Consider the following 13,752-nt stretch of genomic DNA (forward strand, 5'->3'; position numbering starts at 1 on the left):
GACGCCTCGCGCGTCGACAAGGGGCCCGTCCCGTCAGACGTAGCGCACGCCGATCTGCTCGCGGACCGTGTCCAGCAGCGCCATCACCTCAAGGGTCGTGGAGTGCGGCACCGCCGGGCTCTCGGTCAGGCCGGCGGCCAGGCAGCGCTGCACCTCGATCGCCTCGTACTGGTAGCCGTTGCCGGCCATGTCCGCAGTGATCGTCTCCGGCTCGGCACCGGCCCGGTGCAGGGTGATCGAGCCCGGCCGGAAGAACGGCTCCGGCAGGTCGATCCGACCCGTGCTGCCGGTGATCGAGGCGGTCTGCCCGCTCAACCCGACCATGCCGCAGCTCAACGTCGCCAGCGCGCCGTTGTCGTAGCCGAACAGGATGCCGGTGTTCTCGTCCGTGCCCTCCGGGCCGATCTGCGCCCAGGACCGGATGTGCTGCGGCACCCCGAGCAGCAGGTGGGCCAGGCTGATCGGGTAGATGCCCAGGTCGAGCAGGGCACCCCCGCCCAGCGCCGCGTTACGCATCCGGTGCTCCGGCGCGAACGGCCCGGCCACCCCGAAGTCGGCGCGGACGCCGCTCACCGTGCCGATCGCCCCGTCCGCGACCAGCTCGACCACCCGCAGGATCAGCGGGTTCAATCGCATCCACATGGCCTCCATCAGGAAGACCCCGGCGGCGCGAGCGGTGTCCACCAACTCGGTGCTGGTGGCCAGATCGAGGGTGAACGGCTTCTCCAACAGCACGGCCCGCCCGGCGGTCAGGCAGGTCATCGCCGCCTCGTAGTGCGCGGAGTGCGGGGTTGCCACGTAGATCGCGTCGACCTCCGAGTCGGCGGCCAGCTCCACCCAGGAGCCGTACGCGCGCTTCGCGCCGTACGTGTCGGCGAAACGCTGCGCGCTCTCCGCGGAACGGGAACCAACCGCGACCAGCTCGGCGTCCGGCACCAGCCGGAGGTCTTCGGCGAAACGGCTGGCGATGTGGCCGGTGGCCAGGATGCCCCAACGAGTCATGTCCGGCACGCTAGCCGAACCCGGTGAACCGCCCGCCGCCCGGCCCGCGCTGCCCGGCTTGTCGACCGGCCCCAACCGAGCCGACCGCGTCATCGCCCCGGCGCGCTCCGACGACCGCACCGGCGCGAACTAGGCTCGCGGCATGACGTTCGACAGTGACGGTTTCGCCGCCCCGGCCGCGCTGGTCGAGCACGCCCGCCGGTTCCAGGCCGAGGGCGGCACCCCGGCGGTGCCCCGGGTCGCGGCCACCGTGCTGCTGCTGCGCCCGACCGACGCCGAGTTCGAGGTGTACGTCATCCGCCGGGTCGCCGCCATGACATTCGGCGGGATGTACGCCTTCCCCGGCGGCGGGGTGGACCGCTCCGACTCCGAGGCGCACCTGGACTGGGCGGGGCCGGCGCCGAGCGAGTGGGCCGGGCGGCTCGGGGTGGCCCCGGACGCGGCCCAGGCGGTGGTCTGCGCCGCCGCGCGGGAGGTCTTCGAGGAGGCGGGTGTGCTGCTCGCCGGCCCGGACCCGGCGACCGTTGTGGGCGACGTCAGTGGCGACGACTGGGAGGCCGCCCGTCAGGACCTGGAGGGGCGCCGGCTGGGCTTCGCGGCGCTGCTCGCCGACCGTCAGCTCACGCTCCGGTCGGACCTGCTGCTGCCGTGGAGCCGGTGGATCACTCCGGAGTTCGAGCCGCGCCGCTTCGACACGTACTTCTTCGTCGCGCTGCTGCCGGCGGGACAACGGACCCGCGACGTCTCCGGCGAGGCCGACCACACGCTGTGGATCCGGCCGGCGGACGCGCTGGCCCGCGCCAAGGCCGGCGAGCTGACCATGCTGCCACCGACCCTGGTCACGCTGGCCCAGGTGGCGGCGGCCGGCGACCTGGCCGGAGTGGCGGGGGCAGCAGCCGATCGGGACGCGGCCACTCCGGTAACCCCGCGCCTGGACCTGCCCCCGAACGGCACACCCCGCTTCGTCCTGGGCTGACTACTGCCCGCGCTGCCCGCGCCGCGTTCGACGAGGGCCGTCAAGATCCGCACACGTCAGGGATGTTGCTGCCTCGGACTCGTGGGAGACAGCAGTCTCCGGGTAGTCGCGCAGATCTTGGGCGCGGCCTGGACCGCAGGCCCGCTCCTACCGAAGATCGCGTTCGAACATGGAAGTAGCGGCCTCCGTTGCGCGGTGAGACCACTACATCCTTGATCGAGCACGATCTTGGCCGTGCCGGGCCGCCGCCGGGACCGCGCCGGGCGGGGAACCGCGTCGGGGTACGCAGAAGGGCGCCGGCCAGGTCGGTCGGCGCCCTTCGCACAAGGGAAACCAGCGGCTCAGCCGAAGCGGCCGGTGATGTAGTCCTCGGTCTTCTTCACGCTCGGGTTGCTGAAGATCTTCTGGGTGTTGTCGTACTCGATCAGGCGGCCCGGGTCGCCGGTCTTCTCGATCGAGAAGAAGGCGGTCCGGTCCGACACCCGCGCGGCCTGCTGCATGTTGTGCGTGACGATGATGATCGTGAACTTGTCCTTGAGCTGGAACATCAGGTCCTCGATCGCCAGCGTGGAGATCGGGTCCAGCGCCGAGCACGGCTCGTCCATCAGGACGACCTGCGGCTCGACCGCGATGGTCCGGGCGATGCAGAGCCGCTGCTGCTGACCACCGGAGAGGCCCGCACCGGGCTTACCCAGCCGGTCCTTGACCTCGTCCCACAGGTTCGCCGAGCGCAGCGCCTTCTCGGCCGCGTCCTCCAGGATCGACTTCTTGCGGACCCCGTTGAGCTTCAGCCCGGCCACCACGTTCTCGAAGATGCTCATGGTGGGGAACGGGTTCGGCCGCTGGAAGACCATGCCGATCGTGCGCCGGACCGCGGTGACGTCCACGTCCCGGTCGTAGATGTCCTGGTCGTCGATGGTCAGGCTGCCCTCGACCCGGGCACCCGGCAGCACCTCGTGCATCCGGTTGATCGACCGCAGGAACGTCGACTTGCCGCAACCGGACGGCCCGATGAGGGCGGTGACCGTCTTCGGCTCGACCGTCAGGTTGATGTTCTCGATCGCCTTGAAGCCTCCGTAGTACGCGGTGACGTTCGAGGCGGAGACGCGCTTGGCCATGGTGGTACCTCCGGGGTTCATCGGCTGAGCCTGTTGCGACGGGCCAGCAGCTTCGCCGCGATCGTCAGGATGAGCACGAGGGCGACCAGGGTGAGTGCCGCGGTCCACGCCCGTGCCGGTGCGTACTTCGACGCGTCACCGGCCTGCTGGTAGACGAAGAGGGACAGCGACGACTGGTTGTTCTCGAAGGGGTTGGTGTTGATCGCGGCACCGCCGCCGGCGACCAGCAGCACCGGCGCGGTCTCGCCGGCCGCGCGGGCGATGGCCAGCATGACGCCGGTGACGATGCCGGGCAGCGCCGTCGGCAGCACCACCCGCAGGATGGTCTTCCACTTGGGTACGCCGAGCGCGTAGGCGCCCTCGCGCAGTGGTGCCGGGACGAGGCGGAGCATCTCCTCGGTGGACCGGACGATGGTCGGCAGCATGAGCACGCTCAGCGCGAGCGCGGCGGCGAAGCCGGAGAAGCTCGGCCGGCCGTCGTTGAACCACGGGGACACGACCAGCACCCAGAACGCCAGCACGAACAGGCCGGAGACGATCGACGGGATGCCCGTCATCACGTCCACAAAGAACCGGATCGCGAAGGCGAACTTGCCCCGGCCGTACTCGACGATGTAGATCGCGCAGAGGACGCCGAGCGGCACGGTGATCAGGGTGGCGATGCCGACTTGCTCCAACGTGCCGACGATCGCGTGGTACGCCCCACCGTTGGCGTCCCGTGGTCCGATGTTGTTCATCGAGGCGTTGAAGAAGTCCGCGTCCAGGCGTTCGGCGCCCTTGCTGACCAGCGTCCAGACGACCGAGACGAGTGGCAGCACCGCCAGCACGAAAGCGGAGTGGATCAGCGCGCTCCAGGTGCGGTTACGGGCCGATCGGCGCCCCTCGACGGCGTTGGCCGCGGCGAAGAGCCCGACCAGGTAGAGGATCGCGCCGAGGACGACCACGAGGACCGGGCCGCCGGTGTCGGTGCCGTAGACGATCACGGCGGAGAGCGCCAGGGCCGCCACGGCGATGGCCGGAGCGGCGTACCAGGGCAGCCGCTTGGCCCGCAGCGAGTCGGGCTGGGCCGGCGGCCGGGTGCGGTGGGAGGTGGCGGTTGTGGTCATGCGGCCGACTCCGTGAACTCCCGGCGGCGGTAGATGATCGCCCGCGCCGTGATGTTGACGATCAGCGTGATGGCGAACAGCACCAGGCCGGAGGCGATCAGAGCGCCACGGCCGGTCTCGTTCGCCTCGCCGAACGCATTGGCGATGTTGGCGGCGATGGTGTTGCCGCCGTTCTCGATCAGGTTGAACGAGATGCCGAAGGTGATGCCGAGGGTCAGCGCCAGGGCGATGGTCTCGCCGAGCGCCCGGCCGAGGCCGAGCATCATCGCGGCGATGATGCCGGGACGGCCGTAGGGGAGCACCGCGGTGCGGAGCATCTCCCAGCGGGTGGCGCCCAGGGCGAGGGCGGCCTCCTCGTTCGCGGTCGGCGTCTGGAGGAACACCTCGCGGGAGAGCGAGGTGATGATCGGTAGCACCATGATCGCGAGCACCAGGGCGCCCAGCATGATCGACTTACCGAACGGGCCGTCGCCGCCGAAGATCGGGATCCAGCCGAAGTACTCGTTGAGCCAGACCGAGAAGTCCCGGACCGGGTTGATGAAGATGTCCCGCCCCCAGAGGCCGAAGACCACGCTGGGTACGGCGGCGAGCAGGTCGATCAGGAAGCCGAGTGCGGTGCCCACTCGGCGGGGAGCGTAGTGCGAGAGATAGAGCGCGATGCCCAGCGCCACCGGCACTGCGATCAGCAGCGCCAGCGCCGAGCTGAGCACGGTGCCGAAGGCGAGCGTGCCGATGCCGAACTTGGGTTCTGTGTCGTTGGGGGACCAGCCCTCGTAGGACCAGAAGTTCTCGGTGTTGGCGCCCAGGGCCGGCACCGCCTTGACGATCAGGAAGATCGCGATGGCGGCGATGATGACCAGAACGGCCGTGCCGGCGGCGAGGGTGAGACCGTGGAAGGCCCGCTCGGCGCCGAACTTCCGGCTGCGCGGCAGCGCGCCGCCGCCGCCCAGCCCGGCGCCGCCCGGGGAACGGGTGCTGACTGGTGCCTCGGCCACACGCGCCGAGGCACCGGCGGGCCACTCGTGACTCTGGGTCACGCGCGTCCCACCGGTGCCGGCGTCGGCCGAGCGGTGAGGGGATTCACCCATCTGCTCGCTCGCTTCGATTGAAGGTGATGTCAGACAGCTTCGTCAGGAGATGTTCTTGACCGACGCCTCGACCTTGGTCCGGACCGACTCGGGCAGCGGCGCGTAGCCGATCTCGCTCAGCACCTTCTGGCCCTCGGTGCTGGCGGTGAAGCCGAGGAAGCTCTTGACCAGCGGAAGCTTGTCGGCGGCCAGACCCTTGTCGCAGACGATCTCGTACGTCGCCAGGACGATCGGGTAGGCCCCGGCCTCCTTGGTGTTGTAGTCGATCTTCATCTTGAGGTCGTTCCCGGTGCCGGTGATCTCGGCGCCGGCGATGGTCTTGCCCGCGTTCTCCAGGGTGAGTTCGGCGAACTCACCAGCTCCGTTGCCGATCTTGGCCATCTTGAGGTCGGCGTTCTCGGCGAAGGAGAGCTCGACGTAGCCGATGGTGCCGTCTGCGCCCTTGATGACGCTGGTCACGCCGTCGTTGCCCTTCCCGGCGGTGCCGCCGGGGGCCTTCCACTCCTTGGCCTTACCGAAGGTCCAGTCGGCCTCGGCGGTCTTGGCGAGGAAGTCCGTGAAGTTGTCAGTGGTGCCGGAGGAGTCCGACCGGTGCGCGGTCTGGATCGTGGTCGCCGGGAGCGTGGCGCCCGGGTTGTCGGCCTTGATCGCCGGGTCGTCCCACTTGGTCACCTTGCCGGCGAAGATCTTCGCCAGGGTGGCCGGCTTGAGCTGGAGGTTGTCCACGCCGCTGACGTTGTAGGCGACGGCCACCGGGCCGATCACCATCGGCAGGTTGATGGCCTTGCCGCCGACGCACTTGGCGTCGGCCTGCGGCTGCTCCTCCGGCTTGAGCGCGGAGTCGGAGCCGGCGAAGTCGGCGGTGCCGGCGATGATGGCCTGGATGCCGGCGCCGGAGCCGCTGGGCTCGTAGTTGATCGTCGTGCCCTGGCACTTCTGCTGGTACGCCTTGATCCACTCGGCCATGGCGTTCTTCTGCGCCGACGAGCCCTGGGCGTTCAGCGTGCCGGTAGCGCAGTCGACCGCGGCGGCCGAGCCCGAAGCGCTGGCGCCGGGGGCGGGCTCGTTGTTGTCCGAGCCGCATGCGCTGAGACCGAGCGTCGCGGCAAGAGCGAGGCCGGCAATAGCGCCGTACCGCTGGAGCTTCACCTGAGGGGTTTCCCTTCGCGTCTGACTTGGCGCCCCGATCCCGGGGCCCGAGGACCGGCAGTGACCGGCTGACACGAAAGTTAGAAGTGCCAGGTAGCCGGTTCGCCGGTCGCAAGTGAACGCAAGGTGAACACGTACGGCCGTCGAGGTGACCGCTCGCTGAGGGTGAGTTGTCCGTTAAGTGAACCCGGGTACGCCTGTCGGAAGTATGGGTATATTTCCGGTTCGCTGTTATGTCGCCGAGGCCCGGCCGTTACTCGCCGGTGACCCGGCCTGCCCGTCGCCCGTCGCCCCGCCGTCGCCCGTCGCCCCTCGCCATCGAGGGCGTCGGTCGCCGGTGGCCGGTCGCCGGTGGCCAGTGGCCAGTGGCCAGTCGACGGTCAGCCCAGGTGGTAGTTGATGTGCGCGGACCAGCGGGCGAAGCCCATTCGCTCGTAGAGCGCGACGGCTCCGGTGTTCGACTCGTCCACGTAGAGCATCACCCGGTCCAGGCCACGCCTGTCCCGCAGGTACGCCAGCCCGGCGGTGGTCAGCGCCCGGCCGAGCCCGCCCCCGTGCGCCGTCGGCTCCACCCCCAGCACGTACACCTCGCCGATCCGGGCCGAGCCCGGGCGCTCGTGCACCTTGGTCCAGTGGAAACCGAGCAGCCGACCGGTCCCGGTCTCCTCGGCGAGCAGGAAGCCGTCCGGGTCGAACCAGGGTTCGGCCAGCCGGACCCGCAGGTCGTCCGAGGTCCAGCGCCCCTGCTCGGGGTGCTCGGCGAAGGCGCGCGCGTTGAGGTTCAGCCACGCCGCGTCGTCCGCCCCGGGCCGGAACGCGCGCAGCGCCACCCCGTCGGGCAGGCGTGGCTCGCCGAGCGGAGCAGCCAGGGGGCGGCGCAGTTGCCAGAGCACCCGTGCCCGGGTGAAGCCGAGGTCGACGCCGAGCGCGGCGGCCGAGGGGTGGTCGCCGTGCGCCCATGCCCGCAACGGCCCGGTGGCCGACGCGAGCACGCCCCGGGCCAACGCACGACCGGTGCCCCGCCGCCGGTACGCGGGGTGCACCACCAGTTCGACTCCGATCCCGCCGACCGGATCGGTGGTGTCCAGGTGCGCGTACCCGGTCAGGGTGCCGTCGTCGGCACGGGCGATCAGGTGCAGCGCCGGGGCGTCCGGGTCGCGCAGTCGGAGCAGGACGTGCTCGTCGAGCGGGCTCGCGCCGTCGGTGTCAGCCGCGGTGCCGGCCAGGGCCAGCACGTCGGCGATCTCCCCGGGTGCCAGTCGGTCGGTCCGGGTCACCTGGTCGCTGGTCGGCTCCGCGCTGCTCATCCCGTCACCGTATCCGTTGCGTGTCGTGCCGCCCGGACCGTCGCCGGGCAAGCTGCGGATCAGGTCGGATCGGTGGGCAGCGCCTCCAGTTCAAAACGCGCGGTCAGGTCGGGCAGGATCCGGCGCAGGGCGTCCACCGTGCCTTGCCGGTCGCCGCCGGCGTCGTGCAGCAGCACCACCGAGCCGGGTGCGGCCTGGGTCACCACGGTCGCAGTGATCTTGGCGGCGCCGGGCAGGTCCCAGTCCGACGGGTCGATCGACCAGTGCAGTGGGGTCATGCCGAGCTGCCCCGCCACCGACACCACCGGGTACGTCCAGGCTCCGCCGGGCTGGCGGTACCAGACGATGGGCGCGTTCGGCACCGCTGCCCGGATCGCTTCGTTGGTGCGCAGCAGGTCGGCGCGGATCGCGTCGGCCGAACGGGCGCCCAGGCCGACGTCGTGGTGCCACGAGTGGTTGCACAGGGTGTGTCCGTCGTCGACGATCGCCCGGATCAGGTCTGGATGGTTCTGGGCGTTCTCGCCGACCACGCAGAAGGTGGCTCGCACGTCGAACTCGCGCAGCGTGGCGAGGACCTGCGGGGTGTACCGAGGGTCCGGCCCGTCGTCGAAGGTCAGCGCGAGCCGGGGCGACCCGGTGGTCTCGTGCGCGCCGAACAGCTTGTCACCGCCGGCGTCGCGGCCCGAGCCGTCCTGGCCGGCCTCGGTGGGACCGTTGCTGCCGCCGGGGTGCGGCTCGCTGTCCGGGTCGCCCTCGCTGGGCTGGTCGGCGTAGTGCGGCCCGTCAGCGTTCGTGGTGACGTCGGTCGGTTGTCGGGGTGTCGGGTCCACGATGAGACTGCGGCCCAGCGCGTACGCCGAACCGAGCATTGCCGCCAATACCAGCGTCACGATCCCCGTCGCCCTCGCGGTCGAACCGCCCCGCGTCACGGCTTCCGCCCGGCTGGCCGGCAGGGCCGACCCGTCGCCCCCGTGGTGACTGCGCGCACCCTGGCCCCTTTCTCCGGCAAACCCGGCAGTCAGAATAAAACTGCCAAGCTGCACAAAAGGGGCATACAGGAAATTGGCGGCGCGACTTGCGGATCAGACGGGCAGGGGCGCGTGCTCCGCCTCGGACAGGGACCGCGACGGCGGGACGACGAACTTGTAGCCGACCTGGCGGACGGTGCCGATCATCGACTCGTACTCCGAGCCGAGCTTGGCGCGCAGTCGCCGGACGTGCACGTCGACCGTGCGGGTGCCGCCGAAGTAGTCGTAACCCCAGACCTCCCGCAGGAGCTGGTCGCGGGTGAACACCCGGCCCGGGTGCTGGGCCAGGAACTTCAGCAGCTCGAACTCCTTGTAGGTGAGGTCGAGAGGGCGACCCTTGAGCTTGGCCGCGTACGTGTCGGGGTCGATGTTCAGCTCGCCGGCCCGGATCGAACCACCAGCTCCGGCCGTCGCGTTGCTCAGGCGGCCGACCGCCAGGCGCAACCGTGCCTCCACCTCGGCGGGGCCGGCCGAGGCGAGGATGACGTCGTCGACGCCCCAGTCGGCGTTCAGTGCGATCAGACCGGCCTCGGTCACCACCGCGACCAGCGGCACGCCGAGCCCGGTGGCGTGCAACATTCGGCAGGTCGCTCGGGCCTCGCTCAGCTCCGACCGGGCGTCCACCAGCACCGCGTCCGGGCTGGGGCCCGCGACCAGGGTGCGAACATCGCGCGGCGCGGTGCGGACCGAGTGCGGCAACAGGTCGAGTGCCGGCAGCACAGCCGACGGTTCGCCTGCGCGCGCGGTCACCAGCAGCAGGATCTCCACGATCACCTCCGTCCCGGCGGCGCTCGGCCGCACGCGACCAGACACACTCACGGGGGAGTGTGCTGAGAAATTGCGTGGTCCCGGCGTCGCTGACGGGCGGGGTAACGGGTTGAGCGTAACCGATCGCCTCGGCCGCGCCGTCTGGCCATTTCCCGTTTGTCTACCTTGCCCCTGATCGTGGAGCAGATTTTAACGTTGCTGAAACCCGTGACCGCCGTGTCCGGCCGCCGGTCTGGCACGATCGGGTCGTGTTTCCCTCCACCTCGCCCGAGGCCGGCCGCGAATCGTGGCCCGCCGGGCCCCACCCGGGCCCGGCCGCCGCACCGACGCGCGGCAACCCGCCCGCGCCGCGTACCGGTCCGGCCACCACCGACGGTGATCGCCGCGAACGGGGTGGGCCTCGCCGGGCCCGTCGCTCCGGCGAACCGGCCCGCCGATCCGAAGACGAGATCGACGAGCCGGAAGAGGAGGTCATACCCCCGGTCGAGGTGCACCGTCCGCTCGCGTTGACCATCGCCGGCTTCGCCGCGCTGCTCGGCGTCGGCCTGGTGCTCGGCGCGCAGACGTCCGGCCCCGGCCATCGGCTGCCGTTCGCCTTCATCATCTTCGGCGTCCAGTTGCTCTTCGTGCTCGCCTGGACGATGGCCATGCGTCCGCCCGCGCTGCTGGTGGTCGCCGGGATCAGCGCCGGGGTCGCGGCACTCGCCGACGTCGCCGCGGTGCAGAGCGACATCGCCGGGCTGGCCCCGCTGGGCTACCTGGCCGTCGGCGGGTTCGTCGCCGCCGTGCTCGGCCAGTTGGTCCGCCGCGTCGACCGGGTCCGGGTCACCGACTCCCTCGGCGCCACCCTCCTCATCGTGGTCGGGGTGGTGGCCTTCGGCACCCTGATCGTGCTGAGCCGGATCCCGGCCGGCACCCAGGCGATCACCGTCTGCCTGACGGCGAGCGGTGTCGCGTTGACGGTCGCAAGGCTCACCGACGCCGTACTGCCGTGGCCGCGGCTGGCCCCGCAGGTGCCCCGCGGCGCCGCCGGTGTGGTGGCCGGCGCGATGGTCGGCACGCTGACCAGCGCGCTTCTGGGCAGCTACCTGGTAGCTCCCTTCACGCCGACCCGGGCCGCCGTGATCGGCCTGGTCGCGGCGGTCACCGCCGTGCTCTCCGACCTCGCCGTGGGGTACGCGGAGGCGGGCCGGCTGATGGCCGGAGAACCGCCCACGATGTGGGTGGCCCGGCACATGCAGGGTCCGCTCGGAGGCTTCGCCCTGGCGGCGCCGGCCGCGTACGCCATGTGCATGCTCTTCCTCTGAGTCACGGTTGAGCCCGGGGCCGGTCGGGTACCAACGGGTACGCCGCGCTGCGGCACCGGTGTGGACGACCCGTCGCGGCGCGGCGGGCGAAGACGGGAGGCGGCGTGGCGGAGGACTACCCGGTGGACGGAGCACGTCCCCGACGGCGCGGCCGCAAGCTGCTCATCGGCCTGGTCGTCCTGCTCCTGGTGGTGGCCGGGTTGCTGGTGGTCGCCGACCGGGTGGCGGTCGGGGTGGCCGAGCGGACCATCGCCGACCGGGTCAGCCAGGAGATCGCCAAGCAGGGTGCCCAGTCTGCCAAGCCCGATGTGGAGGTGGCCGGCACCCCGTTCCTCACCCAGGTGCTCGACGGCCGCTACCAGCGGATCACCATCAATCTGCGCGACGTGCGGGCCCCGGTCGAAGGTGACGCCGTGCAACTGCCGGTGCTGGACGTGACCGCCCGCAACGTCCGGGCCTCGCTGGACACCCTGCGCACCGGTCAGGGGGACATCGTCGCGGACACCGTCAACGGTGCCGGCACGATCAGCTACGACAGCCTCGCCGCCCTGCTGAACCGCCCCGGGCTCACCCTCGGCGAGCAGAACGGCAAGCTCACCGTCACCGCGCCCGTCGACATCCTCGGTCAGAAGTTGACAGTCGCCGGCACCGCCGACGTCACCGTCGCCGACAACGGTGCGGTCGCCCTGCGGTTCAACGACCTGGACGCGGCCGGTCTGCCGAACCTGCCGCTGGCCCGCGCTCTGCTGAACAACTACGCCAAGGGCATCTCCATCGACGTACCCCTGCCTGACCTGCCGTTCCAGCTCACCGTGCGGGAGGTTCGACCGCTGCCGGAAGGGTTGGCGGTCACCGTCGACGCGAAGAACGTACCGATCAATTCGGTCGGCTGACTCCCCAGCCAGCGTTGTCTCCGGCGGTCCGGGCGATCCCGGATGGTGGTCGGCTGAGTGGCAGCACGGTCACTGGCTGGTAGGCTCCCTGGCCATGGGGACCCACCTCACCAAACGGCGCGCGGTCGACCTGTGCCGCGTGGCCACCTGCCTGTGTCGCCCCGTCATCTGACGGCGGGGCTGTCTTCGGCCGCCTGACGGCGGCCACCGGCACAGGGTTCTCACACCCTCCGGTTATCCCACCGAACGCCCGGCAGCGGCGCCGTCGCACGAACCCGTGATCCCGTCCTTCAGCTGGGTCCCGCGCGTGGTGCGACAGATGCATCCATCGATACTCGCGCGTTGGCTCACCATCCATCCTCACCAGGGAGTGATTCGATGAGTCGCGACACCGCACTCGTTTCGGCCGAGTGGGCCGAGAAGAACCTCGACGCCCCGGGCGTCGTCTTCGTCGAGGTCGACGAGGACACCTCGGCCTACGAGACCGGCCACATCGCCGGCGCCATCAAGATTGACTGGAAGACCGACCTGCAGGACCAGGTCCGCCGGGACTTCGTCAACAAGTCCCAGTTCGAGGCGCTGCTCTCCGAGCGGGGCATCAGCAACGACGACACCGTCATCCTCTACGGCGGTAACAACAACTGGTTCGCGGCGTACGCCTACTGGTACTTCAAGCTCTACGGCCACGGCGACGTGAAGCTGCTCGACGGCGGTCGCAAGAAGTGGGAGCTGGACGCCCGCCCGCTGGTCACCGACTCGGTGACCCGCCCGGCGACGCAGTACGTCGCGCAGGAGCCGGACACCTCCATCCGGGCCTTCCGCGACGAGGTCGTCGCCGCGATCGGCACCAAGAACCTGGTCGACGTGCGGAGCCCCGACGAGTTCGCCGGCCGGCTGCTCGCCCCCGCCCACCTGCCGCAGGAGCAGGCGCAGCGGGCCGGCCACATCCCCACCGCGATCAGCGTCCCGTGGTCCAAGGCTGCCAACGAGGACGGCACCTTCCGGTCCGACGACGAGCTGCGCAGGATCTACGGCGACGCGGGGCTCGACGACGGCAAGGAGACCATCGCCTACTGCCGCATCGGCGAGCGCTCCTCGCACACCTGGTTCGTGCTGCAGGAGTTGCTGGGCCACCGCAACGTCAAGAACTACGACGGTTCCTGGACCGAGTACGGCTCGCTGGTCGGCGTGCCGGTCGCGCTCGGTGACGAACCCGGGGAGGCCTGATCATGACGCTTCCCACCGCCGCGGGTTGCGCCGCGCCTGACCAGGCCGCGCCGCTGCCGGCCAGCCTGGACCTGGAGAAGGAAACCGTCATCACCGGGATCGTCCGCTCCGCCGAGGACGAGCCGGTGCCCGGCGCGTACGTCCGGCTGCTCGACTCGACCGGTGAGTTCACCGCCGAGGTGGTGACCTCGACCGCCGGCCAGTTCCGGTTCTTCGCCGCGCCGGGCTCCTGGACGCTGCGGGCGCTGTCCCGGCACGGAAACGGCGACACCGCCGTCACCGCCGGCCGGGGCGTCAACGAGGTTGCCGTCACCGTCGCCTGACCCACTGCTCTGATCGACCGGGGCCGGTCACCCGCACGGGTGGCCGGCCCCGGTCGTTCTTCCGAGGCGTCAGTAAGCGATTTCAGCGTCACTGAGAGCCAGGACGGGCTGATGGCATCAATCGGCATGCGTCACTATCTTCAGGTGGATATCGAGGTTGGTGCGAGTGACGGCGGCGCGTCCGGTGACGAGGTTCCGCTCGTGGTCTGCGTGAGCGCGGACGCCGCCGTGGTCGAGCGGGTGCTCCGACAACTCGACGGGATCGGCCGAGTGGTGAGCTGCCTGGACCTGGCCGAGTTGCGGACGATGCTGTTCCCGTCGCCTGGTAGCCCGACGTCGACCGTTCGGCCGGTCAACCCGCCGACGGTGCCGCAGGACCCACCGCAGCCCACCTGACCCCACAGCCCACCCCCGCCGCCCGGTTCCGGGCCGATGCCTCCGCCGCCCGGTTCCGGGCCGA

General features: G+C 70.8%; 14 protein-coding genes and 1 pseudogene. 7 read left to right on the top strand and 8 right to left on the bottom strand.

All coding sequences use genetic code 11. The features are described 5' to 3' along the window. Nucleotides 1–33 precede the first annotated feature (33 nt). Nucleotides 34–1,002, bottom strand: coding sequence for a Gfo/Idh/MocA family oxidoreductase (locus ABGB10_RS18840; RefSeq protein WP_347662140.1), 969 nt, complete (start codon nucleotides 1,000–1,002; stop codon nucleotides 34–36). A 142-nt stretch (nucleotides 1,003–1,144) separates the two neighbouring features. Between ABGB10_RS18840 and ABGB10_RS18845 the strand changes: the two genes are divergently transcribed. Beyond that, complete coding sequence (locus ABGB10_RS18845; RefSeq protein ID WP_347662141.1) at nucleotides 1,145–1,978, top strand: NUDIX hydrolase; 834 nt, start codon at nucleotides 1,145–1,147, stop codon at nucleotides 1,976–1,978. 341 nt (nucleotides 1,979–2,319) lie between these two features. Here the strand turns inward: ABGB10_RS18845 and pstB are convergent, their stop codons facing one another. From pstB to ABGB10_RS18880, 7 genes are all read right to left on the bottom strand, one after another. Further along, nucleotides 2,320–3,096, bottom strand: coding sequence for a phosphate ABC transporter ATP-binding protein PstB (gene pstB, locus ABGB10_RS18850; protein ID WP_099848932.1), 777 nt, complete (start codon nucleotides 3,094–3,096; stop codon nucleotides 2,320–2,322). 17 nt (nucleotides 3,097–3,113) lie between these two features. Further along, on the bottom strand, nucleotides 3,114–4,202 hold the full coding sequence (gene pstA, locus ABGB10_RS18855) for a phosphate ABC transporter permease PstA (protein ID WP_347662142.1): 1,089 nt from the start codon (nucleotides 4,200–4,202) through the stop codon (nucleotides 3,114–3,116). Next, a complete protein-coding gene (pstC, locus tag ABGB10_RS18860) occupies nucleotides 4,199–5,290 on the bottom strand; it encodes a phosphate ABC transporter permease subunit PstC (protein WP_347662143.1) in 1,092 nt (363 codons plus the stop codon). The genes pstA and pstC overlap by 4 nt, the downstream gene beginning before the upstream one ends. Nucleotides 5,291–5,332: 42 nt before the next feature. Next, complete coding sequence (pstS, locus tag ABGB10_RS18865) at nucleotides 5,333–6,439, bottom strand: phosphate ABC transporter substrate-binding protein PstS (protein WP_347662145.1); 1,107 nt, start codon at nucleotides 6,437–6,439, stop codon at nucleotides 5,333–5,335. Nucleotides 6,440–6,819: 380 nt separating this feature from the next. Beyond that, on the bottom strand, nucleotides 6,820–7,746 hold the full coding sequence (gene mshD, locus ABGB10_RS18870; protein WP_347662146.1) for a mycothiol synthase: 927 nt from the start codon (nucleotides 7,744–7,746) through the stop codon (nucleotides 6,820–6,822). Between the two features lie 59 nt (nucleotides 7,747–7,805). After that, entirely contained in the window at nucleotides 7,806–8,615 is an 810-nt protein-coding gene (locus ABGB10_RS18875; protein WP_347662189.1) for a polysaccharide deacetylase family protein, read from the bottom strand. Nucleotides 8,616–8,828: 213 nt separating this feature from the next. Then, the gene (locus ABGB10_RS18880) at nucleotides 8,829–9,548 is read right to left on the bottom strand and encodes a response regulator transcription factor (RefSeq protein WP_347662190.1); all 720 of its coding nucleotides are present in this window, start codon (nucleotides 9,546–9,548) and stop codon (nucleotides 8,829–8,831) included. A gap of 242 nt (nucleotides 9,549–9,790) precedes the next feature. On the opposite strand from ABGB10_RS18880, the gene ABGB10_RS18885 reads away from it, so the two are divergent. From ABGB10_RS18885 to ABGB10_RS18910, 6 genes and pseudogenes are all read left to right on the top strand, one after another. Beyond that, a complete protein-coding gene (locus ABGB10_RS18885) occupies nucleotides 9,791–10,849 on the top strand; it encodes a hypothetical protein (protein WP_347662147.1) in 1,059 nt (352 codons plus the stop codon). Nucleotides 10,850–10,953: 104 nt separating this feature from the next. Next, nucleotides 10,954–11,742, top strand: coding sequence for a DUF2993 domain-containing protein (locus ABGB10_RS18890; RefSeq protein ID WP_347662148.1), 789 nt, complete (start codon nucleotides 10,954–10,956; stop codon nucleotides 11,740–11,742). Nucleotides 11,743–11,836: 94 nt separating this feature from the next. Then, nucleotides 11,837–11,914, top strand: coding sequence for an Ms5788A family Cys-rich leader peptide (locus ABGB10_RS18895; RefSeq protein ID WP_310503780.1), 78 nt, complete (start codon nucleotides 11,837–11,839; stop codon nucleotides 11,912–11,914). A gap of 206 nt (nucleotides 11,915–12,120) precedes the next feature. After that, the gene (locus ABGB10_RS18900) at nucleotides 12,121–12,969 is read left to right on the top strand and encodes a sulfurtransferase (protein WP_347662149.1); all 849 of its coding nucleotides are present in this window, start codon (nucleotides 12,121–12,123) and stop codon (nucleotides 12,967–12,969) included. 2 nt (nucleotides 12,970–12,971) lie between these two features. Next, the gene (locus ABGB10_RS18905; protein WP_088987414.1) at nucleotides 12,972–13,292 is read left to right on the top strand and encodes a DUF1416 domain-containing protein; all 321 of its coding nucleotides are present in this window, start codon (nucleotides 12,972–12,974) and stop codon (nucleotides 13,290–13,292) included. A gap of 126 nt (nucleotides 13,293–13,418) precedes the next feature. Beyond that, nucleotides 13,419–13,610: pseudogene (locus ABGB10_RS18910) on the top strand (hypothetical protein); the annotation flags it as partial. Nucleotides 13,611–13,752: the final 142 nt, after the last annotated feature.

This window comes from Micromonospora sp. B9E7, assembly GCF_039871815.1.
GTDB lineage: Bacteria > Actinomycetota > Actinomycetes > Mycobacteriales > Micromonosporaceae > Micromonospora.